19 protein-coding genes are annotated in these 23,096 nt (G+C 72.2%); 8 read left to right on the plus strand and 11 right to left on the minus strand.

Annotated elements, in window-relative coordinates:
• Positions 1 to 229 precede the first annotated feature (229 nt).
• The 3 genes from dxs (at position 230) to ACTT8P_RS13830 (ending at position 5,230) form a co-directional block, all read left to right on the plus strand.
• Positions 230 to 2,152, plus strand: coding sequence for a 1-deoxy-D-xylulose-5-phosphate synthase (gene dxs / locus ACTT8P_RS13820; RefSeq protein WP_442831909.1), 1,923 nt, complete (start codon positions 230 to 232; stop codon positions 2,150 to 2,152).
• A 143-nt stretch (positions 2,153 to 2,295) separates the two neighbouring features.
• Positions 2,296 to 3,789 (plus strand): amino acid permease, encoded by a 1,494-nt coding sequence (locus tag ACTT8P_RS13825; protein WP_442831910.1) that lies wholly within the window; start codon positions 2,296 to 2,298, stop codon positions 3,787 to 3,789.
• Positions 3,790 to 3,814: 25 nt separating this feature from the next.
• A complete protein-coding gene (locus tag ACTT8P_RS13830; protein ID WP_442831911.1) occupies positions 3,815 to 5,230 on the plus strand; it encodes a glycosyltransferase family 39 protein in 1,416 nt (471 codons plus the stop codon).
• Positions 5,231 to 5,242: 12 nt separating this feature from the next.
• On the opposite strand, the gene ACTT8P_RS13835 is transcribed toward ACTT8P_RS13830, so the two are convergent.
• Positions 5,243 to 5,620, minus strand: coding sequence for an NTP pyrophosphohydrolase (locus tag ACTT8P_RS13835; protein WP_442831912.1), 378 nt, complete (start codon positions 5,618 to 5,620; stop codon positions 5,243 to 5,245).
• A 51-nt stretch (positions 5,621 to 5,671) separates the two neighbouring features.
• Between ACTT8P_RS13835 and ACTT8P_RS13840 the strand changes: the two genes are divergently transcribed.
• On the plus strand, positions 5,672 to 6,691 hold the full coding sequence (locus tag ACTT8P_RS13840; RefSeq protein WP_442831913.1) for a hypothetical protein: 1,020 nt from the start codon (positions 5,672 to 5,674) through the stop codon (positions 6,689 to 6,691).
• 101 nt (positions 6,692 to 6,792) lie between these two features.
• Positions 6,793 to 8,052 carry a nucleotide sugar dehydrogenase gene (locus ACTT8P_RS13845; RefSeq protein ID WP_442831914.1) on the plus strand — a complete coding sequence of 420 codons (1,260 nt, stop codon included), beginning with the start codon at positions 6,793 to 6,795 and terminating at the stop codon, positions 8,050 to 8,052.
• Positions 8,053 to 8,095: 43 nt separating this feature from the next.
• On the opposite strand, the gene ACTT8P_RS13850 is transcribed toward ACTT8P_RS13845, so the two are convergent.
• From ACTT8P_RS13850 to ACTT8P_RS13865, 4 genes are all read right to left on the minus strand, one after another.
• Positions 8,096 to 10,225, minus strand: coding sequence for a 3-hydroxyacyl-CoA dehydrogenase NAD-binding domain-containing protein (locus tag ACTT8P_RS13850; protein WP_442831915.1), 2,130 nt, complete (start codon positions 10,223 to 10,225; stop codon positions 8,096 to 8,098).
• The gene (locus ACTT8P_RS13855; protein WP_442831916.1) at positions 10,222 to 11,439 is read right to left on the minus strand and encodes a thiolase family protein; all 1,218 of its coding nucleotides are present in this window, start codon (positions 11,437 to 11,439) and stop codon (positions 10,222 to 10,224) included. The genes ACTT8P_RS13850 and ACTT8P_RS13855 overlap by 4 nt, the downstream gene beginning before the upstream one ends.
• A gap of 100 nt (positions 11,440 to 11,539) precedes the next feature.
• Complete coding sequence (locus tag ACTT8P_RS13860; protein WP_442831917.1) at positions 11,540 to 12,574, minus strand: LacI family DNA-binding transcriptional regulator; 1,035 nt, start codon at positions 12,572 to 12,574, stop codon at positions 11,540 to 11,542.
• The gene (locus tag ACTT8P_RS13865) at positions 12,571 to 14,931 is read right to left on the minus strand and encodes a glycoside hydrolase family 2 protein (protein WP_442831918.1); all 2,361 of its coding nucleotides are present in this window, start codon (positions 14,929 to 14,931) and stop codon (positions 12,571 to 12,573) included. The genes ACTT8P_RS13860 and ACTT8P_RS13865 overlap by 4 nt, the downstream gene beginning before the upstream one ends.
• Positions 14,932 to 15,091: 160 nt before the next feature.
• Between ACTT8P_RS13865 and ACTT8P_RS13870 the strand changes: the two genes are divergently transcribed.
• Genes ACTT8P_RS13870 through ACTT8P_RS13880 form a run of 3 tightly spaced genes read left to right on the plus strand, consistent with a single transcriptional unit; the run spans position 15,092 to position 18,179 of the window.
• Positions 15,092 to 16,408, plus strand: coding sequence for an ABC transporter substrate-binding protein (locus ACTT8P_RS13870; protein ID WP_442831919.1), 1,317 nt, complete (start codon positions 15,092 to 15,094; stop codon positions 16,406 to 16,408).
• Positions 16,408 to 17,352, plus strand: coding sequence for a carbohydrate ABC transporter permease (locus ACTT8P_RS13875; protein ID WP_442831920.1), 945 nt, complete (start codon positions 16,408 to 16,410; stop codon positions 17,350 to 17,352). The genes ACTT8P_RS13870 and ACTT8P_RS13875 overlap by 1 nt, the downstream gene beginning before the upstream one ends.
• Complete coding sequence (locus ACTT8P_RS13880) at positions 17,349 to 18,179, plus strand: carbohydrate ABC transporter permease (RefSeq protein ID WP_442831921.1); 831 nt, start codon at positions 17,349 to 17,351, stop codon at positions 18,177 to 18,179. The genes ACTT8P_RS13875 and ACTT8P_RS13880 overlap by 4 nt, the downstream gene beginning before the upstream one ends.
• 3 nt (positions 18,180 to 18,182) lie before the next feature.
• Here the strand turns inward: ACTT8P_RS13880 and ACTT8P_RS13885 are convergent, their stop codons facing one another.
• From ACTT8P_RS13885 to ACTT8P_RS13910, 6 genes are all read right to left on the minus strand, one after another.
• On the minus strand, positions 18,183 to 19,472 hold the full coding sequence (locus ACTT8P_RS13885) for an HRDC domain-containing protein (protein WP_442831922.1): 1,290 nt from the start codon (positions 19,470 to 19,472) through the stop codon (positions 18,183 to 18,185).
• A 122-nt stretch (positions 19,473 to 19,594) separates the two neighbouring features.
• On the minus strand, positions 19,595 to 20,119 hold the full coding sequence (locus tag ACTT8P_RS13890) for a hypothetical protein (protein WP_442831923.1): 525 nt from the start codon (positions 20,117 to 20,119) through the stop codon (positions 19,595 to 19,597).
• A 111-nt stretch (positions 20,120 to 20,230) separates the two neighbouring features.
• A complete protein-coding gene (locus tag ACTT8P_RS13895; RefSeq protein ID WP_442831924.1) occupies positions 20,231 to 21,457 on the minus strand; it encodes a putative T7SS-secreted protein in 1,227 nt (408 codons plus the stop codon).
• Positions 21,458 to 21,466: 9 nt separating this feature from the next.
• Positions 21,467 to 21,781, minus strand: a complete 315-nt coding sequence (locus ACTT8P_RS13900) for a WXG100 family type VII secretion target (RefSeq protein WP_442831925.1) — start codon at positions 21,779 to 21,781, stop codon at positions 21,467 to 21,469.
• Between the two features lie 47 nt (positions 21,782 to 21,828).
• Positions 21,829 to 22,524 (minus strand): hypothetical protein, encoded by a 696-nt coding sequence (locus tag ACTT8P_RS13905; RefSeq protein ID WP_442831926.1) that lies wholly within the window; start codon positions 22,522 to 22,524, stop codon positions 21,829 to 21,831.
• Between the two features lie 48 nt (positions 22,525 to 22,572).
• On the minus strand, positions 22,573 to 22,914 hold the full coding sequence (locus tag ACTT8P_RS13910) for a DUF4333 domain-containing protein (protein WP_442831927.1): 342 nt from the start codon (positions 22,912 to 22,914) through the stop codon (positions 22,573 to 22,575).
• Positions 22,915 to 23,096: the final 182 nt, after the last annotated feature.

A 23,096-nucleotide genomic window follows, 5' to 3' on the forward strand; every position in this document is an offset into this window, starting at 1 on the left:
GGGCACCGGCCGGTTCGGGTTGCTCTTCATGGGGGGCGGGTCCGGCCGCTGCCGCAGGCGACCGTGGCCGGGTACGAACAGCCGTAGCGGGCACAGCCGTGTCATAGGTGGGGCGCGTGCGGGGTAGGGCCGAACGCGTGACGTACGCCGCACCGCCCGGAGTCGTAGCGCCGGAGCGGAACATTAGACTCGACAGGCCCGGCAACAGCTCTACTGCAAGGAGGCACGGGTGCCGCTGCTGACCCGCATCAGGGGACCGCGCGATCTGGACCGGCTCAGCCTGGAAGAGCTGGACCGGCTGGCCGAGGAGATCCGGACCTTCCTCGTCGACGCCGTCTCCAAGACCGGCGGCCACCTCGGCCCGAACCTCGGCGTGGTGGAGCTCACCATCGCCCTGCACCGCGTCTTCGACTCGCCCCGCGACAAGGTGCTCTTCGACACCGGCCACCAGTCCTACGTGCACAAGCTGCTCACCGGCCGGCAGGACTTCGCCAAGCTGAAGATGAAGGGCGGCCTGTCCGGCTACCCGGCGCAGGCCGAGTCCGAGCACGACGTCATCGAGAACAGCCACGCCTCCACCGTGCTCGGCTGGGCCGACGGCATCGCCAAGGCCAACGAGATCCAGGGCCTGGACCGGCACGTCGCCGCGGTCATCGGCGACGGCGCGCTGACCGGCGGCATGGCCTGGGAGGCGCTGAACAACATCGCCGCCGCCAAGGACCGCCCCCTGGTCATCGTCGTCAACGACAACGAACGCTCCTACGCGCCCACCATCGGCGGCCTCGCCAACCACCTCGCCACCCTGCGCACCACCGACGGCTACGAGCGCTTCCTGGCCCGCGGCAAGGACCTCCTGGAGCGCACCCCGGTCGTCGGCCGCCCGCTCTACGACACCCTGCACGGCGCCAAGAAGGGCCTGAAGGACTTCATCGCCCCGCAGGGCATGTTCGAGGACCTCGGCCTGAAGTACGTCGGCCCGATCGACGGCCACGACATCGAGGCGCTGGAGTCCGCGCTGACCCGCGCCAAGCGGTTCGGCGGCCCGGTCATCGTGCACTGCCTCACCGAGAAGGGCCGCGGCTACCAGCCGGCCCTGGCCGACGAGGCCGACCGCTTCCACGCCGTCGGCAGGATCCACCCCGACACCGGCCTGCCGATCGCCACCTCCGGCGCCGACTGGACCTCCGTCTTCGGCGCGGAGATGGTCAAGCTCGGCGAGGAGCGCGCGGACATCGTCGCGATCACCGCCGCGATGCTCCAGCCGGTCGGCCTGGACAAGTTCGCCAAACGCTTCCCCGAACGGGTGTACGACGTCGGCATCGCGGAGCAGCACGCCGCCGTCTCCGCGGCCGGCCTCGCCCACGGCGGCCTGCACCCGGTCTTCGCCGTCTACGCCACCTTCCTCAACCGGGCCTTCGACCAGGTCCTGATGGACGTGGCCCTGCACAAGTGCGGCGTGACCTTCGTGCTGGACCGGGCCGGCATCACCGGCACCGACGGCGCCTCGCACAACGGCATGTGGGACATGTCGATCCTCCAGGTCGTCCCCGGCCTCCGGCTCGCCGCGCCGCGCGACGCCGACCAGGTCCGCGCCCAGTTGCGCGAGGCGGTCGCCGTCGACGACGCGCCGACCGTGGTCCGCTTCTCCAAGGGCGCCGTCGGCCCCGCCGTACCGGCTGTCGGCCGGGTCGGCGGCATGGATGTGCTGCGCGAGCCCGGCACCGACAAGCCCGACGTGCTGCTGGTCTCGGTCGGCGCGCTCGCCCCGATGTGCCTGGAGATCGCCGGCCTGCTGAACCAGCAGGGCATCACCACCACCGTCGTCGACCCCCGCTGGGTCAAGCCGGTGGACGAGGCCCTGGCCCCGCTCGCCGAGCGGCACCGGGTGGTCGTCACCGTGGAGGACAACTCCCGGGTCGGCGGCGTCGGCTCCACGATCGCCCAGGCCCTGCGCGACGCGGGCGTCGACGTACCGCTGCGCGACTTCGGCATCCCGCCGCGCTTCCTCGACCACGCCTCCCGCGCCGAGGTGCTCGCCGAGATCGGCCTGACCGCGCCGGACATCGCCCGCCAGGTCACCGGCCTGGTCGCCAAGCTGGACGGCCGGTACGAGCAGGCCGGCGCCGCAGCGGTGGAAGCCGCCCGCGACTGACGCACCCGAGCGGCCACGACGGACCGGTGCCGCCACCCGATGCGGTGGCGGCACCGGTCCGTTTGCGTGAATCCACGCGCGCCGGGGCACACGTACCGCGCCCCCTCTCGATCATGTCGAGGGCGACAAGCGTGGGAGGTCCCGTGAGCAGCACCCTCTTCCGGACGAAGAAGATCGAGCAGTCCATCCAGGACACCGAGGAACCCGAGCACGCGCTCAGAAAATCGCTGTCCGCGCTCGATCTGACCGTCTTCGGCGTCGGCGTCGTCATCGGCACCGGCATCTTCGTGCTGACCGGCACGGTCGCCAAGAACAACGCCGGCCCGGCCACCGCGCTCGCCTTCGTCGTGGCCGGCGTGGTCTGCGCGCTCGCGGCCCTGTGCTACGCCGAGTTCGCCTCCACGGTGCCGGTGGCCGGATCGGCGTACACCTTCTCCTACGCCTCGCTGGGCGAGCTGCCGGCCTGGATCATCGGCTGGGACCTGGTGCTGGAGTTCGCGCTCGGCACGGCGGTGGTGGCCGTCGGCTGGTCGGGGTACGTCCGCTCACTGCTGGAGAACGCGGGCTGGACGTTCCCGGACTACCTCGGCGGCCGGGACGGCGCCGACGGCTTCGGCTTCGACATCCTCTCCGCCGCCCTGGTCCTGGTGCTGACCGCCATCCTGGTCCTCGGCATGAAGCTCTCCGCGCGGATCACCTCGGTCGTCGTCGCCATCAAGGTGGCCGTCGTCCTGATCGTCATCATCGCCGGCGCGTTCTTCGTCAAGGGCGCCAACTACGACCCGTTCATCCCCAAGGCGCAGCCGGTGGAGGCGGGCGGCGGCCTGCACTCGCCGCTGATCCAGCTGATGTTCGGCTGGGCACCGGCCAACTTCGGCGTGATGGGCATCTTCACCGCCGCGTCCATCGTCTTCTTCGCCTTCATCGGCTTCGACGTCGTCGCCACGGCCGCCGAGGAGACCAGGAACCCGCAGCGCGACATGCCCCGCGGCATCCTCGGCTCGCTGCTCATCTGCACCGTCCTGTACGTCGCCGTGTCCATCGTGGTCACCGGCATGCAGCACTACAGCGAGCTGTCGATCGACGCCCCGCTCGCCGACGCCTTCAAGGCCACCGGACACCCCTTCTTCTCCGGCGTGATCAGCTTCGGCGCGGCGGTCGGCCTGACCACCGTCTGCATGATCCTGCTGCTCGGCCAGACCCGGGTCTTCTTCGCGATGAGCCGCGACGGCCTGCTGCCCCGCTTCTTCTCCCGGGTCCACCCCAGGTTCAAGACCCCGTACCGTCCGACCATCCTGCTCGGTGTCGTCATCGCGATCGTCGCGGGCTTCACCTCCCTGAGCGAACTGGCCGAGCTGGTGAACATCGGCACCCTCTTCGCCTTCGTGGTGGTCGCCCTCGGCGTGGTCATCCTGCGCCGTACCCGCCCCGACCTGCCCCGCGCCTTCCGCACCCCGCTGGTGCCGGTGCTGCCCATCGTGTCCGTGGCGGCCTCGCTGTGGCTGATGCTCAACCTGCCCGCCGAGACCTGGCTGCGGTTCGCCATCTGGATGGCGCTCGGCGCGGTCGTCTACTTCCTCTACGGCCGCACCCACAGCAGGCTGGCCCGCGGCGAGGCGGAGAGCGGCAACCGGTAGCCGCGCGGGGCCATAATGTGCCGCTATGCGCACCCTGGCCCCCGTTTCCGCACCACGCACCGGAACCGGCTACTGGACCCGCCTGCTCCCCCCGCTGGCGCTCCTGGCCTGCGTCACCCGCGTCCCGTCCTTCGCCCGCCCGCTGTGGAACCCCGACGAGGGCTACCTCGCCGTACAGGCCCGGCTGCTCGCGGCCGGCGGCCGGCTCTACGAGACGGTGGTCGACCGCAAACCGCCGCTGGTGCCGTGGCTGTACGAGGCCGCGTTCGCGCTGACCGGCGCCGAGTCACTGGCGGCGGTCCGGGTCCTGGCCGTACTCGCCCAGCTCGCCACCGCCGCCCTGCTCGCCGCGCTGGCCCGCCGCCGCTGGGGCGACCGGTCCGGACGCACCGCCGGGGTCCTGTACCTCCTGCTCTCCGTCGGCCTCAACCCCGAGGACGCCCAGGCCGCGACCTTCGAGATCTTCATACTGCCGGGCACGGCCGCCGCCCTGTGGTGCGCCGACCGCCGCCGCTGGGGTGCCGCCGGTGCCGCCGTCGGCTGCGCCTTCCTGGCCAAGCAGACCGGCGCGGCGGTGCTGCTGCCGGTGCTGTGGCTGTGCGGCGCCCACCGCGGCCCGCTGCTCCGGCTGGCCGCCGGGGCTCTGCTCCCCGTCCTGGCCGCCGCCCTGGCCACCGACCCGGCCGGCTTCCTCTTCTGGACCGTCACCGGCTCGGCCGCCTACGCGTCCTTCTCCGGCTCCTGGACGCACGTCGTCCTGCGCGCCCTGGGCAACGCGGCCGTCCTCGCCGTCGCCTGCGCCGCCCTGCCGCCGCTGCTGCGGCATCGCACGCCGGGCCGCGCCGACCTCTGGCTGTGGCTCGCCGCGTCGGCCGCCGCGGTCGGCACCGGCCTGCACTTCTTCGGCCACTACTACCTCCAGCTGCTGCCGCCGCTGACCCTGCTGGCGACGGCCGCGCTCAGCACCCTGCCGCCCGCCCGCACCGCCCGCACCCTGCTCGCCACGGCCTGCTGCTGCACGCTCTTCCTCACCTGGGGCCTGCTCGCCCCGCGCGGCTGGCTCGACCACTCCCGGCGGCTGGCCGACGCCGTCGCCCGCAGCACCGCCCCCGAGGACCGCGTCCTGGTCTGGGGCATGCACCCGGAGACGTACTGGCTCGCCGGCCGCACCCCCGCCACCCGCTACCTCACCGCCGGTCTCCTGACCAACTACAGCGGCGGCCGCTCCGGTTCCCGGGTCGGCGCACAGTACGCCGTCCCGGGCGCCTGGACCGCCTTCCACCGCGCGACCACCGCCCACCCGCCCGCCCTGATCGTGGACGACTCCCGGGGCGCCCCGTACGCACCGCGGCGGCTACCGGCCCTGCGGCGGCTGCTGGCGGCCCGGTACGCGGAGCGGGAGACGGTCGACGGGGCGGTGCTGTACGTCAGGGTGCGATGAGCGGCCGGCGGCTCAGCCCGCCGGCCGTACCGTCCGCGGCCCCGCCACCTCGGCGCCCAACTCCGCCACCCGGCGCCGCAGTTCCCGGTCCGCCGTGACCACCAGGACGGGGCGGTCACCGGCCCGCGCCACCAGGTCGACCATGTGGTCGTCGCCGCTGCCGGGCGCGTCCGTCACCGCCACGCCGGGCACGGAAGCCACGCCGCGGGCCGCGCCCTCGACGACCAGGACGAGTTCCAGCGGGCCGGGACGGCCCGGTACCCCGTCCGCCGCCAGCCGGTCGCGCAGCCGCTCGGCGGCGCCGCGCCGGTCCCGCCACCAGCCGTCGGGCACCGACCCGACCACGTTCGCGGCGTCGACGATCACGAGCAGCGGGGCGTTGTCGTCCATTCCGCCAGGGTCGCACGGCGAGGTGCGAACGGCGCCGCATAAAGTGAACTGGTGAACGGCGACTGGCTCCTGCGCGGCCGTGACGGCCGCCTCTGCGTCTATCTGCCGGCCGGCGACGCGGTCCTGTGCCGGGCCGAGCTGGGGCCCGACGGTCCCTGGGAGGCGCCGCGCCGGATCGGCGGCGACCAGAAGCTGCGCCCCGGCCTCGCGGTCGGCGTCGGCGCGGACCGGTACGCCCATCTGGTCGCGTGGCGGCCCACCGGCCGGGGCCAGTCCGGCCTGGTGCACTCCACCCACTACCGGCCCCGGCTCGCCCCGCTGGACTGGAGCCCGGTCGGCCACCCGGACCAGAAGGGCGCCCGCACCGGCACGCCCGCCGTCGCGGTCGACGCACAGGGCCGCGCCCACCTCTTCGTCCGGAACGCGGCCGGCGGGATGAGCGTGCGGATCCAGCAGGAGAAGGGCGGCTGGGAGCCCTGGCGGGAGCTCGGCGGCGCGGGGCTCCAGGAGGCACCCGCCGCCGTCCCGGGGGAGTCCGGACTGGTCGAGGCGTACGCCGCCGCCGACGGCGTACTGCTGCACTGGCGGCAGGAGAAGCCCGGCGCGCGGCCGGTCCTCGGCGCGAGCGTCGAAGCGGCCGTCCGGCCCGGCACGCTCCGGGCGCTGGCCACCTCCGCCGGGCACACCACCCTGTTCTTCACCGACGACTCCTCCGGTGACCTGTGCGCCTGGCGGCCCGGCGGGACGCCCGTCGCGCTGGTCGCCGCCGCGGGGCCCGGCCCGGTCGCCGCCGTGCGCTGTGTCATCGAGGGGCACGACTGCACGCTGCTGGGGCAGCGGTCGGCCGGCGGGCGGGTGGCCTTCGCGGCGTATCCGACCGAGCGGGAGGCGGCGGGTGCCTGGTGGGCCGAGTCCGGGCCGGCGCTCGCCGACGACGCCGGACTCGCCCTCGCCGTGGACGAGACGGACCGGGTGGTCGCGGTGACCCTCTCCCCGTCCGGCGGGCGGCTGCTGCTGACCCGCCGCAAGGACGAGCCGGGGCTCGCGCTGACGGCCTGGCAGCAGGTCTGACACCCGGGGGACACGCGGACAAAGGGGCCCGGGTTACGGCTGGACCAACCGTACAGTTCATGCCATATATCCCGTTTGTCGCACTCTTCGGGGCGTGGTTGATGAGTACGGACCTGGTCGTCATCGGACTCGGCTACGTCGGGCTGCCGCTGGCCCGCGCGGCCACCGCGGCCGGGCTGCGGGTGGCCGGCCTCGACCGGCGCGCGGGCGTGGTCGCGGGACTGAACGCCGGCCGCTCGCACGTGGACGACATCTCCGACGCCGACGTACGGGAGATGCGCGCCCAGGGGTTCACGGCCGTCCGCGAGCCCGAGGTGATCGCCGGCGCCGGTGCCGTGGTGATCTGCGTACCGACCCCGCTCACCGCGCACGGCGCCCCGGACCTCGGCGCGGTCCGCGCGGCCGTGGCCGACATCGCCGCCCACCTGCGGCCGGGCACCCTGGTGGTGCTGGAGTCCACCACCTACCCCGGCACCACCGAGGAGGTGGTACGGCCCGCTCTGGAGGCCGGCGGGCTGCGCGCCGGCGTCGACTTCCACCTGGCCTTCTCCCCGGAGCGGATCGACCCGGGCAACCCCGCCTACGGCCTGGAGAACACCCCCAAGGTGGTCGGCGGCGTCACCCCCGACTGCAGCAAGACCGCCCGCGCCCTGTACGAGCGGTTCGTGACCCGGGTGGTGGAGGCCAAGGGCACCCGCGAGGCCGAGATGGCGAAGCTGCTGGAGAACACCTACCGGCACGTCAACATCGCCCTGGTCAACGAGATGTCGATGTTCTGCCGCGAGATCGGCGTCGACCTGTGGGACGCGATCCGCTGCGCCGCCACCAAGCCGTTCGGCTTCGCGCCCTTCCACCCCGGCCCCGGGGTCGGCGGCCACTGCATCCCGATCGACCCCAACTACCTGTCCTACAAGGTGCGTTCGCTGGGCATCCCGTTCCGGTTCGTGGAGCTGGCACAGGAGATCAACCAGCGGATGCCGGTGCATGTCGTGGACCGGGCCGCCGAGTTGCTCAATGACGCGGGCCGGGCGGTGCGCGGCGCCCGGGTGCTGTTGCTCGGCGTCACCTACAAGGCCGACATCTCCGACCAGCGGGAGAGCCCCGCCCGCGCGGTGGCCGAGCGGTTGCGGGCCCGGGGCGCCGCCCTGTCCTACTTCGACCCGCACGTCGCGCGGTGGTCGGTCGGCGGCGTCCCGGTCGAGCGGGCCGACGACTACCTGGACGCGGCCGGCGTGGCCGACCTGACCGTACTGCTGCAGCCGCACCGGGAGATCGACCCGGCGCTGCTGGCCGACCGCGCCCGGCTGCTGTTCGACACCCGGGGGGCGACGGCGGACCATCCCCGGGTGAGCAAGCTCTGAACAGGCGTGCCGAGGGGGACGCCCCTCGGCACGCCCGCGCCGGTCAGGCCGGGACGCTCGCCACGCCCGGTGCCAGGAACGGCTTGCCGGTCACCCGCTCGGCGACCCCCGCCCGGTCCAGGTACGGCGTGACGCCGCCCAGGTGGAAGGGCCAGCCGGCACCGGTGATCAGGCACAGGTCGATGTCCTGGGCCTCGGCGACCACGCCCTCGTCGAGCATCAGCCCGATCTCCTGGGCGACCGCGTCCAGGACCCGGTCCCGGACCTGCTCCTCGGTCAGCACGGTCTCGCCCTGCTTGAGCAGCGCGGCGACCTCCGGGTCCAGCTCGGGCCTGCCGCTGTCGTAGACGTAGAAGCCGCGCTTGCCCGCCTCGACGACCGCCTTGAGGTTGGGGGAGACGGTGAAGCGGTCCGGGAACGCCTTGTTGAGCGTCTGGGAGACGTGCAGGCCGATCGCCGGGCCGACCAGTTCCAGGAGGACCAGCGGGGACATCGGCAGGCCGAGCGGCTCGACCGCCTGCTCGGCGACCTCGACCGGGGTGCCCTCGTCGATGACGTTCTGGATCTCGCCCATGAAGCGGGTCAGGATGCGGTTCACGACGAACGCCGGGGCGTCCTTGACCAGCACGGCCGTCTTCTTCAGCTTCCTGGCCACCGCGAACGCCGTCGCCAGCGAGGCGTCGTCGGTCTGCTCGCCGCGGACGATCTCCAGCAGCGGGAGGATCGCGACCGGGTTGAAGAAGTGGAAGCCGACGACCCGCTCGGGGTGCTTCAGCTTCGACGCCATCTCGGAGACGGAGAGCGAGGAGGTGTTGGTGGCGAGGATCGCGTGCGCCGGCGCCACCGCCTCCACCTCGGCGAACACCTGCTGCTTGACGCCGATCTCCTCGAACACCGCCTCGATGACGAAGTCGGCGTCCGCGAAGCCCTCGGCCTTGTCCAGCACACCGGTGACCAGGGCCTTGAGCCGGTTGGCCTTGTCCTGGTTGATCCGGCCCTTGCCGAGCAGCTTGTCGATCTCGGCGTGGACGTAGCCCACACCCTTGTCGACCCGCTCCTGGTCGATGTCGGTCAGCACGACCGGCACCTCCAGGCGGCGCAGGAACAGCAGCGCGAGCTGCGAGGCCATCAGACCGGCGCCGACCACACCGACCTTGGTGACCGGACGGGCCAGGTTCTTGTCCGGGGCGCCCGCCGGGCGCTTGGCGCGCTTCTGGACGAGGTTGAACGCGTACAGGCCCGCGCGCAGTTCCCCGCTCATGATCAGGTCCGCGAGAGCCTGGTCCTCGGCGTCGTAACCGGCCTGGAGGTCGCCGTTCTTGGCGGCGGCGATGATGTCCAGGGCGCGGTAGGCGGCCGGGGCCGCGCCGTGCACCTTGGCGTCGGCGACGGACCGGCCGCGCGCGACGGCCTGGTCCCAGCCCTCGCCGCGGTCGATGACCGGCCGCTCCACCGCGATCTCGCCCTTGAGGACGGCCGCCGTCCAGGTCAGCGACTGCTCCAGGAAGTCGGCGCCCTCGAAGATCGCGTCCGCGATGCCGAGCTCGTAGACCTGCTTGCCCTTGAGCTGCCGGTTCTGGTTCAGGCTGTTCTCGATGATGACCGAGACGGCCTGGTCGGCGCCGATCAGGTTCGGCAGCAGCGTGCAGCCGCCCCAGCCGGGCACCAGGCCGAGGAAGACCTCGGGCAGCGAGAACGCCGGGACGGCGGCCGACACCGTGCGGTACGCGCAGTGCAGGCCGATCTCCACGCCGCCGCCCATCGCGGCGCCGTTGTAGTACGCGAACGTCGGCACGGCGAGCTTCGACAGCCGCTTGAAGACGTCGTGGCCGCCCTTGCCGATGGCGACCGCGTCCTCGTGCCGCTTCAGCAGCTCGACGCCCTTGAGGTCGGCGCCGACCGCGAAGATGAACGGCTTGCCGGTGACGCCGACGCCGGTGATCTCACCGTCGGCGGCCTCCTTCTCGACCTGGTCGATCGCCGCGTCGATGTTGGCCAGCGACTGCGGGCCGAGCGTGGTCGGCTTGGTGTGGTCCAGGCCGTTGTCCAGGGTGATGAGAGCGAAGCGCCCGGCACCGAGGGGGAGGTCGAAATGACGTACGTGTGCCTGCGTGACGACCTCGCCGGGGAACAGCTCGGCCGCACCCTTCAGCAGCTCAGCGGTGGTGCTCACTTGTCCCCCTCGAAGTGCGGGTTCTCCCAGATGACCGTCGCGCCCATGCCGAAGCCGACGCACATGGTGGTCAGGCCGTAGCGGACCTGCGGCTGCTCCTCGAACTGCCGGGCCAGCTGCGTCATCAGCCGGACCCCGGAGGAGGCCAGCGGGTGCCCGAAGGCGATGGCGCCGCCGTACTGGTTGACGCGCGCGTCGTCGTCCGCGATGCCGTAGTGCTCCAGGAAGGCGAGCACCTGGACGGCGAACGCCTCGTTGATCTCGAACAGCCCGATGTCGTCGATCGACAGACCGGCCTGCTTCAGGGCCTTCTCGGTCGCCGGGATCGGGCCGTAACCCATCACCTCGGGCTCGACACCCGCGAAGGAGTAGGCGACCAGCCGCATCTTGACCGGCAGGCCGTTCTCCCGGGCGAACTCCTCGGAGGCGATGATCGAGGCGGTGGCGCCGTCGTTCAGACCGGCCGCGTTGCCCGCGGTGACCCGGCCGTGCACCCGGAACGGCGTCTTCAGGTTCGCCAGGTTCTCCAGCGTGGTCCCCGGCCGCATCGGCTCGTCGGCGGTGACCAGGCCCCAGCCGGTCTCGCCGACCTCCGGGTTGGTCCGGCGCACCGAGACCGGCACCAGGTCGGCCTGGATCCTGCCGTTGGCGTACGCCTTGGCGGCCTTCTCCTGCGAGCGCACCGCGTACTCGTCGGCCCGCTGCTTGGTGATGCTCGGGTAGCGGTCGTGCAGGTTCTCCGCGGTCATGCCCATGAACAGGGCGGACTCGTCGACCAGCTTCTCCGAGACGAACCGCGGGTTGGGGTCCGCGCCCTCGCCCATCGGGTGCCGGCCCATGTGCTCGACACCGCCGGCGATGGCGACGTCGTACGCCCCGAAGGCGACCGATCCGGCGACCGTGGTGACGGCGGTCAGCGCGCCCGCGCACATCCGGTCGATGGCGTACCCGGGCACCGACTGCGGCAGTCCGGCCAGGATGCCCGCCATCCGGCCGATGGTCAGTCCCTGGTCACCGACCTGCGTGGTGGCGGCGACGGCGACCTCGTCGACCTTCTTCGGGTCGAGCCCGGGGTTGCGGCGCAGCAGCTCCCGGATCGCCTTGACGACCAGGTCGTCGGCGCGGGTCTCGTGGTAAATGCCCTTCGGGCCCGCCTTGCCGAACGGGGTGCGGACGCCGTCGACGAAGACGACGTCCCTGACGGTACGAGGCACGATGGCTCTCCTCCAGGGTGCGGGACGCTGAGCGCTTGCTCAACCCATGCTACTTGTGGGTAACGTAGCTGCCCAGTCCCGGAGGGGCCAGCGGTGAAGGTCACACCTCTTTCGGGGGAGCCGTCGACCCCCGAGGCGTCAGCACCGGCGTGGGCACCGCGTGCGATCCCGCCCCCTCCCCGCCGATCACCGCGAACAACGTCCGAGCCACCTCCGCCCCAAAACCATGCACGTCATGACTCATCGCCGACAACGTCGGATGAGTCAACCGGCACAGCTGCGAGTCGTCCCACGCCAGCAACGACACGTCCGCCGGCACCCGCACCCCCATCTCCGCCGCCACCGACAGCCCCGCCACCGCCATGATGTCGTTGTCGAACACCACCGCCGTCGGCCGTTCCCCCGGCCCAGCCGCCAGCAGGGACCGCGTCGCCCGCGCCCCCGCGTCCCCCGAGAAGTCGGTGGCCACCTGCCGCGCCCCCGCCAGCCCCAGCGCCCGCGCCGCCGCCTCGAACGCGGCCGTACGGATCGCGGTGTGCCCGAGCGCCGCCGCACCCCCGACCCGGGCGATCCGCCGGTGCCCGAGCGCCGCCAGATACCGCACCGCCTCGGTGACGGCGGTCGCGTCGTCGGTCCACACCGAGGTGAGCCCGCCGGTCAGCGCGGGGTGCCCGACCGCGACCGCCGGGATGCCGAGCCGCGCCACCGGCTCCACCCGGGGGTCCCCGTCCCGGAAGTCGACCAGTATCGCCCCGCCGATCCGCCGCCCCCGCCACCACGACTCCAGGAGCCCGGCCTCCTCCTCCACGCTGCGCACCAGCCGCAGCAGCAGTGAGCAGGACTGCTCGGTCAGGACGCTCTCCACGCCGGAGACGAACTCCATGTAGAACGGCTCCAGGCCGAGCAGCCGGGCGGGCCGGCAGATCGCGAGGCCCACCACGTCCACCCGCGATCCGGCCAGCGTCCGGGCGGTCGCGTCGGGCGCCCAGCCCAGTTCCCGCGCGGCCCGGAAGATCTTGTCCCGGGTCGCCGCCGACAGGCCCGGCTTCCGGTTGAGGGCGAGGGACACCGCCCCCTTGGACACGCCGGCGCGGGCGGCGACGTCCTTGATGGTGACGCGGGGGCCGCTGGTCATCGCGGGGGCTCCAGGCAGTACAGGGCCGATCGGGCGGCGCCCGCGTCGGGAGTCTCCCAGCCGCGCACGCCGATGGTCACGCGCTCGCCGGGCAGCAGGGTGACCAGCCCCCGGTCGGCCCGCGCGGCCGGGTCCAGCCGGTCGGCCTGCAGCAGCAGGTCCCGGACCAGGGTGCGGGCGGTCACCGTGACGCCGCCGGGCACGAGGCCGACGTCGAACTCCGGGCGTACGTACGGGATGTCCCGGTCGAGAGCGGGGAAGCGCAGGGCGCGCAGCCCGGCCGCGTCCGCGACCAGGAACTCCTTCGGACCGGCGGGAGCCAGCTCCTCGGGTACGGGGACCCGGCCCACCGCCCGTCGCGCCACCGCGAACGGCACCTCCGCCCGCCCCAGCTCCGCCCCCTCGACGGACATCCGCCGCAGCACCGCCGTCCCGGTCCACTCCTCGGCGGCCTGGTTCACCACGGACAGCTCGCCCTCCCGGAGGGTCAGCAGCCGGTCCGCGTACAGCCGCCGCAGCTCGTGGTAAAGCGGCTTCTCCCGGCCGTCGCCGTCGATCGCGGCCCAACTGGTCACCGGCCAGCAGTCGTTGAGCTGCCACACGATCGTCCCGGCGCACACCGGCCAGTGCGCGCGCCAGTGCTCGATTCCGGCCGCGACCGCGCGGGCCTGGTTGACCTGCGTGAGGTAGTGCCAGCGGTCGAACGCGTCGGCGCCGGGCAGCGCGAAGTGCCGGGCCAGGCCGCGCGCCAGCTTGCCGTTGCCGTCCTCGGCCTTCTGGTGGTGCAGCATGCCGGGGGAGTCCGCCGCGAGCGGCTCGCCGGGCAGCGCGCGGCGCAGCGTGGCGTACGCGGGCGGCGCCTGCCAGCCGAACTCGGCCACGAACCGCGGCACATCGGCGCGGTAGGCCGCGTAGTCCGCCCGGTTCCACACCTCCCAGGAGTGGTGGGTGCCGTGCGCCGGGTCGTTCGGGTGCCGGTCCCAGGACCCGGACCAGGGGCTGCCCGCGGTGTACGGCCGGGTCGGGTCCAGCTCGGCGACCACGCGCGGCAGCAGCCCCAGGTAGTAGCCCTCGCCCCAGGAGTCCCCGGCCAGCCGCGGCTCCCAGCCCCAGTCCCGGAACCCCCACAGGTTCTCGTTGTTGCCGTTCCACAGCACCAGCGAGGGGTGCGGCATCAGCCGTACGACGTTCTCCCGGGCCTCGGCCTCCACCTCGCCGCGCAGCGGCTGCTCCTCGGGGTAGGCCGCGCAGGCGAACGGGAAGTCCTGCCAGACCAGCAGCCCCAGTTCGTCGCAGGCGTCGTAGAAGTCCTCGCTCTCGTAGATGCCGCCGCCCCAGATCCGGACCAGGTCCACGCCCGCGCCGGCCGCCTGCGCCAGCCGTTCCCGGTAGCGCTCGCGGGTGATCCGGGACGGGAACACGTCGTCGGGGATCCAGTTGACGCCCCGCGCGAACAGCCGTTCGCCGTTGACGACCAGGGTGAAGCCGGTGCCGTGCGGGTCGGCGGAGGTGTCCAGCCCGACGCTCCGGAACCCGATCCGGCGCCGCCACACGTCCAGCGGAACGTCCCCGTGCAGCAGCGTCAACTCGACGTCGTACAACGGCTGTTCACCGTATCCGCGCGGCCACCACAGCTGCGCGTCCGGTACCCGCAGCCGTACCGTGCCGTGGCTGCCGTCGAGGTCCGCGCGGGCGGTGACGCCGGCCACGCGGGCCTCGACGGTGAGCGGTGCCTCGACGCGGGTCCGCTCGACGTCGACGCGCAATTCGACGTCGCCGGTGCCGTCCGCGACGGTGACCAGGGGGCGGACCCGGGCCAGCCGGGCCGTCGACCAGTGCTCAAGGCGGACCGGCCGCCAGATCCCGGCCGTCACCAGGGTCGGCCCCCAGTCCCAGCCGAACGAGCAGGCCATCTTGCGCACGTACTGGTAGGGCTCGGCGTACGCGGCCGGCCGCTCGCCCACCTTGCCGCGCACCGCCTCGGCCTCGGCGTACGCGGAGCCGAACCGCACGGTGAGCCGCCCGCTCAGCCCGGTGACGTCGAAGCGGTGCGAGCGGTGCATGTTCCGGGTCCGGCCCAGCGGCCGGCCGTCCAGCAGGATCTCGGCGGCCGTGTCCAGGCCGTCGAAGACCAGGTCGGTCTGCTCGGGCCCGGAACCCGCGTCGAGCGCGCGCTCGTACGTCCACTCCCGGCGGCCCACCCACGCCACCTCGGTCTCGTTGCGGCCCAGGAACGGGTCCGGGAGCAGTCCCGCCGCCAGCAGATCGGTGTGCACACAGCCCGGCACCGCGGCCGGCAGCGGGCCGTCGGGGTGACGCAGGGTCCAGCCCTCGGTGAGCGGTGTCGCCTGAAGCATGCACACTCCCTTAACCGGTTCACAGCGACGGTCACATGATCAGAACACTGTCTGAGCACGGTTGGCGGAAACGGGACTTTACCGGTTCAGTGCGCGCTGTCAGAGTGCGGAACCGGCCAACCACATTCGTGCTCGTCCGCCCGAAACGGAGCTGGTGCACATGAACCGCCGCAACGTGCTCGCCGGATCGATCGCCGTCCTCGCCCTGCTGGCCTCGGCCTGCACGGGCACCGGGGGAAGTACCGAGGGCGCGGACGCCGGGGCGCCCGGCGACCCGGGGAGCGTCGAGGGGACCATCACCGTCCTCACCCACCGGACCGACCTGGTGCAGGACGGGACGATGAAGAAGTACGCGGCCGAGTTCCGCGAGACCTATCCCAAGGTGAAGGTCGAGTTCGACGGCCTCACCGACTACGAGGGCGAGGTCAAGATCCGGATGAACACGGAGGACTACGGCGACGTCCTGATGATCCCGGCCGTGGTGCAGAAGAAGGACTACCCCCGCTTCTTCGCCTCGCTGGGCAGCCAGGACGAGCTGTCGGCGAAGTACCGCTTCACCGGCTACTCGACCGTCGACGGCAAGGTCTACGGGCAGAGCCCGATCGGCGTCGTCCCGGGCATGGTCTACAACAAGCGGGTCTGGCGGCAGGCCGGCGTCACCGACTGGCCCACCTCGCCGGCCGAGTTCCTCGCCGACCTGAAGGCGGTCGACGCGAAGACCGACGCGGTGCCGTACTACACCAACTTCAAGGACATGTGGCCGCTGACCCAGTGGACCAACGTCAACGGCTCGGTCGGCTGCGACACCGAGGCGACCAGCCGGCTGGCCGAGGGCGATCCGTGGGCCGCGGGCGCCGACCTGCGGGTGGGTGACACGCTGCTGCACGACATCGTGAAGTCCGGACTGAGCGAGAAGGACCCGGCCACCACCAACTGGGAGGGCTCCAAGCCGAAGCTGGCCAAGGGTGAGATCGCCACCATGTGGCTCGGCTCCTGGGCGGTGATCCAGCTGCGGCAGGCGGCCGAGCAGGCCGGCACCGATCCGGACGACATCGGCTTCATGCCGTTCCCGGCGCAGCGGGACGGCACGTTCTGCGCGGTCACCTCGCCCGACTACCAGCAGGCCGTCAACGTGCACTCCGCGCACAAGGAGGCGGCCCGCGCCTGGATCGACTGGTTCACCGAGAAGTCCGGCTACGCGGCGGCCAACCTGGCGCTCTCCCCGCTCAAGGACGCCCCGCTGCCCGACCTGCTGGGGCCCTACCAGGAGGCGGGCGTCAAGCTGATCGACCTCGACGACGCCTTGGGCGCCGAGGTGAAGGCCATCGACAACGCCTCCGAGGTCGGCATCTACCAGCCCGACTACCGCCAGGACCTGGTCGACCTGGCCCGGGGCGCGGCCGACGGCGACCTGGCGGGCTTCTTCGAGGAACTGAGCGAGAAGTGGAACGCGGCCCGCCAGGCGGCGGGCAGCTGATGACGGACCCCACCCGCGGGAGCGCACCGGCACTCACCTCCACGCCGGTCCGCGTCCCGCCCCGCCGGACCCGGCGCCGCCGGCCCCTCACCCCCTGGCTGTTCCTCCTCGCCCCGCTCACCCTCCTGATCGTCTTCACCTACGCGCCGATCGCCAACATGATCGCGTACAGCTTCACCGACTGGGACGGCGTCAGCCCCGAACTCCACTTCACCGGCGCCGGCAACTACACGGAGATCTTCACCCGCGAGGACCTCTTCCGGGTCTTCTTCGTCAGCGGCTACTACCTCGCCGCCTCCGTGGTCCAGATCACCGCCGCGCTCTACTTCGCGACAGTGCTGAGCTTCGACATCCGCTTCCGGAACTTCTTCAAGGGCGTGCTGTTCTTCCCGTACCTGATCAACGGGGTGGCGATCGGTTTCGTCTTCCTCTACTTCTTCCAGGACGACGGCACCCTCGACTCGGTGCTGAACCTGTTCGGCTACGACGGCGACCGGGCCTGGCTCGGCACGTCGACGTCGGCCAACGTGTCGCTCGCCGGGGTGTCGGTGTGGCGCTACACGGGACTGAACTTCGTCCTCTTCCTGGGCGCCGTCCAGTCCATCCCGGGGGAGCTGTACGAGGCGGCCGAACTGGACGGGGCGAACCGGTGGCAGCAGTTCCGGTACATCATCGCGCCGAGCATCCGGCCGGTGATCGGCCTGACCGTGATCCTGTCGGTCTCCGGCTCGCTGGCGGTCTTCGAGATCCCGTACATCATGACCGGCGGGGCGACCGGCACCGAGACCTTCGTGATCCAGACGGTGAAGCTGGCGTTCCAGTTCAACAAGACCGGCCTGGCCTCCGCGGCGGCCGTCGTCCTGCTGCTGATCGTGCTGGCGGTGACCTGGGTGCAGCGGCGCCTGGTCCCCGACGACCCGGACCGGAAGGCGGCGCCCGCATGACCCGCCGAGCCGTGACCCGCGCCCTGGTGTACCTGTCCCTGGTGGGCGCCGCGCTGGTCGTCCTGCTGCCGCTCACCGTCGTCCTGCTGACCTCGCTGAAGACGTCCGGCGAGCTGGCCGACGGCTCCGGCGCGCTGGCCCTGCCGGACGACCCGTTCAACCTCGACAACTACGTGACCGCGTTCCAGGACGGCCGGATGCTGCTGGCCTTCGGCAACACCGCCTTCGTACTGCTGTTCGCCATCGGCGGCACGGTGCTGATCGGGTCGATGGCGGCGTACGCGATCGACCGCTTCGCCTTCCGCATGAAGAAACTGGTGCTGGCGCTGTTCCTGGTGGCCGCGCTGGTCCCGGGCGTCACCACCCAGGTGGCGACCTTCCAGATCGTCAACAGCCTCGGCATGTTCGACAGCCTGTGGGCGCCGGTCCTGCTCTACATGGGCACCGACATCGTGTCGATCTACATCTTCCTCCAGTTCATCCGGTCCATCCCCATCTCCCTGGACGAGGCGGCCCGGGTGGAGGGCGCCAACGCCTTCACGATCTACCGGAAGATCATCTTCCCGCTGCTCAGGCCCGCGATCGCGACCGTCGTCATCGTGAAGGGCATCACCGTCTACAACGACTTCTACATCCCCTTCCTCTATCTCCCCTCCGAGGATCTTGGCGTGATCTCGACGTCGCTGTTCCGCTTCAAGGGGCCCTTCGGGGCGCACTGGGAGACGATCTCGGCAGGCGCGGTGCTGGTCATCCTGCCGACGCTGATCGTCTTCCTGCTCCTCCAGCGGTTCATCTACAACGGCTTCACGCGCGGGGCGACGAAGTGACGCTCAGGACGCCGCCGGTGCCGACAAGGCCGCCACCAGCACCGGCGTCACCTGCTCCACCTGCCAGGGCCGGGCCCCGTGCCCGACGAGCGCCGCGGCCACCGACTCCGCGTCGGCCGGCGCCGGCGGCTCCCAGCAGACCCGGCGCACGGTGTCCGGGGTGATCAGGTTCTCCTGCGGCATGTTCAGCTCCTCGGCCAGGGCCGACACCGCGGCTCGCGCCGCGGAGAGCCGGGCCGCGGCGGCCGGGTCCTTGTCGGCCCAGGCACGCGGCGGCGGCGGACCGGTCACCGGCTGCCCCGGCTGCGGAAGCTGCGCCTCGGACAACCCCCGGGCCCGGTCGACCGCCGCCTGCCACTGCTCCAGCTGCCGCCGGTTCACCCGCCCGAAGCCGCTGAGCTGGGCCAGCGCGTGCACGTTGGGCGGCAGCGCGAGGGCCGCCTCCACGATGGCCGCGTCCCCGATCACCTTGCCCGGCGAAACGTCCCGGCGCTGGGCGACGCGGTCCCGGGTCTGCCACAGCTCCCGGACCACGGCGAGCTGCCGGCGGCGGCGCACCTTGTGCATGCCGGAGGTGCGGCGCCAGGGGTCCTTGCGCGGCTCGGCCGGCGGGGCGGCGGCGATGGCGTCGAACTCCTGCCGGGCCCACCCCAGCTTGCCCTGCCGGTCCAGCTCCTTCTCCAGCGCGTCCCGCAGGTCGACCAGGAGCTCCACGTCGAGCGCGGCGTAGCGCAGCCAGGGCTCGGGCAGCGGCCGGGTCGACCAGTCGACGGCGGAGTGCCCCTTCTCCAGGACGAACCCGAGTACGGACTCCACCATCGCGCCGAGCCCGACCCGCGGGAACCCGGCGAGCCGACCGGCCAGCTCGGTGTCGAACAGCCGTGTCGGCACCATCCCTATCTCGCGCAGACACGGCAGATCCTGGGTGGCGGCGTGCAGCACCCACTCGGTGTCCTTCAGCACCTCCCCGAGCCCGGACAGATCCGGGCAGCCCACCGGATCGATCAGCGCCGTGCCCGCCCCCGCCCGGCGCAGCTGCACCAGATACGCCCGCTGCCCGTACCGGTACCCGGAGGCCCGCTCGGCGTCCACGGCGACCGGCCCGGACCCGGCGGCGAAGGCGGCGGTCACCTCGGCGAGCGCGTCCGCGTCGGCGATCACCGGCGGAATGCCCTCCCGAGGCTCCAACAAGGGGATCGGCGCCTGTGCGGCAGAAGTTCCGGTCTCGTCCGGAGGAGCGCCTCCGGTGGTGCGCGGTGCACGGTCTGCTGCGGTTTCGTGGGCGTCGGTCACCTGTCAAGGGTATCCGCAAGGACGAGCGGCTGACCTGCGCGTTCTGGACACATTGGCGCTGACCTGCGAAAACATGGTCCGCCGTGGATCAGGCCCCGCCGATGCTTCTCGGCCACCTGGCGTCAGGCCGCCGGGGCGCCGGGACCGGCCGGGCGCAGCCGGGAGACGAAGGTCTGGAAGTCCGCGAGGACGTCCTGGAGCTGGCTTGTGCGCGCCGTCAGCGCGATCTCGATCTCGACGCGCTCACCGCGCTTGCGCTTGTTCTCCAGCACGAGCAGGAACTGGCTCTGCGCGAGCTCCATCGGCTGTCCGCCGACGGTGGCCTGGACCCGTACGTTCTGCACGATCCCCGGGGCGTCGATCAGGCCCGGCGCCGGCGAGCTGCCCATCTCGGTGCGCTTGACGACCTCGACGGCACCGACGTTCTCGCGCAGCCGCTTGACCGAGTCCTCGGCGAGGCCGTGCAGGCTCGCCGCGCCGGTGAGGGTGCGGCCGGTGACCGTGATGTTCGGCATGAAGCCCTGACCCCGGGAAGCGGTGTGCAGGGCGACGAAGGCGGCCCCCGGGGCACCGACCTCGTCCGGGGGCGCCGAGTGCCAGCCGTGCGGCAGCTCGATCTCGAGCGGCACCGGAAGTGTGCCCGGCATGATGATCAACTCCTTGTGATACGGGTCCGACGCTACGGGAGTCGGAGGGGGAGAGGGAGAGCGAGGGAGAGGGGGCGGCGGGACGGCCGGGCGGGGCCGTCCCGCGGAGGCTCAGCCGAAGACGTCCCCGATGGCTTCGACGGCGTCCCAGTCCCCGATCGCGTCGACCGCGTCGCCGGCCGCGTCGGCGACCGCGCCCGGATCGATCTCGACCTGCGCACCGAGCTTGCCGCCGACCCCGAGGCCGACGCCCAGGTCGCCGCCGATGACGAACTTGCCGTCCTTCATGCCGGCGTCCAGATGAGCCTCGGCCCCGGCACCGGCCCAGGCCTCGGCCGTGCCGCCGACGCCGATGCCCGCGATGGAGGCGTGTCCCTCGGTGGTGGCCTTGGCACCGGCGAACGCCTCACCCCCGAGGTGCAGACCGCCCGTGCCGGCGGACGCGTTGAGGCCGGCCTCGGCTCCCGCGTACACCTCACCCTTGCCGGAGACTCCGAACCAGCCGGCCTCGTACTTGCCCTCGGCCGTGGCCTGGGCGAGATACGCCTTGCCGGACGCCTGCGCGGTGGCGTTGCCGTCCAGCAGGCCGACGCCGGCGGAGCCCTCGACACCGAGGAGGTTCACGCCGGCCGTCCCGGAGACGTCACCGCCCGCGAACGCACCGTGCCCCCGGGCCTCGGCACCCCACACCTTGGCGTCGCCGGCGACGGAGGGGCCGGCCACCGCGACGCCCGGCCCTTTGAGCTCGCGCAGCGCGTCCCGCTGCTCCGGTGTCAGGTTCTTCTGGTTGCCCCAGGCCCCGAGGTCGCGCAGCTCGGGGTCCCCAGCCAGTTCGGCGAACTGCCGGGTGGTCAGGCCCGAGTCGTCCTGCGCCGCTTCGGACGCGAAGAAGAGCCAGTCGGGCGCGTCGTCACTCCCGCCGCCCTGTGCCTTGAACTTCCCGGCCGCCGTGTCACCCGCCGACTCGACACGGCCGCGCGCGGTCTCGAGCAACTGCTCACCGCCGCTCTCGTCACCGGCCTCGTACAGCAGGACGGCCTGTTCCGCCTGCCCTTGGGCCCACTCCAGTACCCCGGCGTAGTCACGCAGCGCCGTCGCCGCGGCGCTGAGCGCGTCCGAGCCGCGGTACCACTTCTTCTTCTGGCCCGAGAAGTCCTCCCAGAAAGCGTCGCAGGCCTCTCCTCGCCAACCAGGGACGCGGACGGCGCCCAGTTCGTCCCCGATGCCGTCGAGGGTCGTCGCATGGCCGTCGAGCCGGTCCGCGTCGCCGCTGAGCTTCGCCGGGTTCCCCGGAATCAGCTCGCGTGGGTCCCGGGTGTCGCCAAGTCGTGCCGCCATCATTCCCCGTCAGTGGATGCCGGGGCCGATGACCGCGGGCCCGGTGAAGTTGTTCTGGGACAGTCGCTCGGCCTGCTCGTAGGACGCGGCGTTGGCGTCCAGCTTGTCCGCCGAGTTGTCGGCGTCCTCCTTCATCGGGCTCTTGACGGCCGCTGTCCAGGTGGCCATCAGCAGCCCGAACTCCTCCGCCGCGCCCCCGTGACCGAAGTCGCCGCTGGACTTCCCGAGTTCGCCGAGCTTGACGCCGTCACTGCGGCCCGCGGCGTCCCTGATCTTCTCGGCGGCAGACCGCAGTTCGGACGGTTCGACATCGAACTGGCCCATCCACTTCCCCCTCTGTTTCGCTTGGTGAGTCGACGAACGCGGGCGCTCTACGGCACCTGCGTGGGACGGCCGGGTGTCCTGATCCCCATGACGCCGGCGGCGTCGACGAGATAGTCCAGCGGGTCGACGAGGTTCTCGGCGCTCAGCGCGGTCCGCTCACGCCAGGCGAACAGGCGGCCGCCGGACAGGTGGAGCTGTAGTTCGGGGGCGCGACGGTCGGTCATCAGGAACTCCGCCAGCCCGCCGAGCAGTACGGCGCGGGCCCGCTCCTCATCGCGGGCGACGATGTGGAAGTCCTTGTCCAGTTGTGGGATGCCCGTCTTCATGGCGCGCCCGTGCTCCAGCGTGTCGAGCAGGCCGTCGCGGTGCACCCGCACGTCCGGGGTGTCCACGCCCAGCTCCAGGCACCAGCTGGAATGGACGCTGACCGTCTTGACGGTGTCGTCCATGTCGTTGTGGTTCTGATGGACCTCGTAGGCCTGGAAGCCGAAGCCGCGGTGCGTCCCACTGACGACGTTGTTCCCCTGCACGCCGTTGGTCCGGTGCCACCACCGTCCGCCTCCGGCGACCCGCTCGACCACTTCCTCGTAACCCCACCCCCGCCCCTCGGCGAAGGTCCGCAGCTCTCCGTAAGAGTCCTGCGCCTCCCGCGCTTTGCGGGCCTTGCGCCGGGACACCCACACAACGAGGGCCGCGATCCCGGCCCAGGACAGCAGGATGACAACCGCTTCGATTCCGCTCATGGCGCCAGCCTTTCCCACCTCACCGGGACGGGTCCACCCCGGTCCCGTTCAGGAAACCGAGTCATCGACCTTGACGCTGAAGTCGACCCGGTCCCCGTCGACGGACGTGACCTTCACTGTCACGCCGATCGTGACGCCGTCGGTTCCGGTCAGCGTGCAGCGCAGCGTGGTGCCGACCTTGCCGGTCAGGTCCTCGGGGCAGGTGATGTCCGGCTTCGGCTGGCCGGTCTGCGCGGCGAGTTCCTCGGCCGCCGTGTTCGCCACCTCGTCCTTGGGCACCGAGGGCTCCGTCCTGGACAGACTGACCTCCGCCGAGCAGCCCACCAGCAGCGTGGTGGCGGCCGCGGCGGCGAGCCCCCAGGAAGTCGGGACGGACCGGGACTTGGGCACGACGATTCCCTTTCGGGACGAGGGAGGTGTGAGGGCCGTGAGTGACGCTCGCCAATCCGCATTTTTATCAGCTCGCGCGGCCCGTCCGGCAGACTTTCACGCGTCCTCCCGCGTCCGCCCGCCAAAGACCCGCCAGTGATCTGCACTTGTGACATGCCGGTGCCCGCCGACGGAACGTTCAC

The organism is Streptomyces sp. JW3, assembly GCF_052216785.1.
GTDB lineage: Bacteria > Actinomycetota > Actinomycetes > Streptomycetales > Streptomycetaceae > Streptomyces.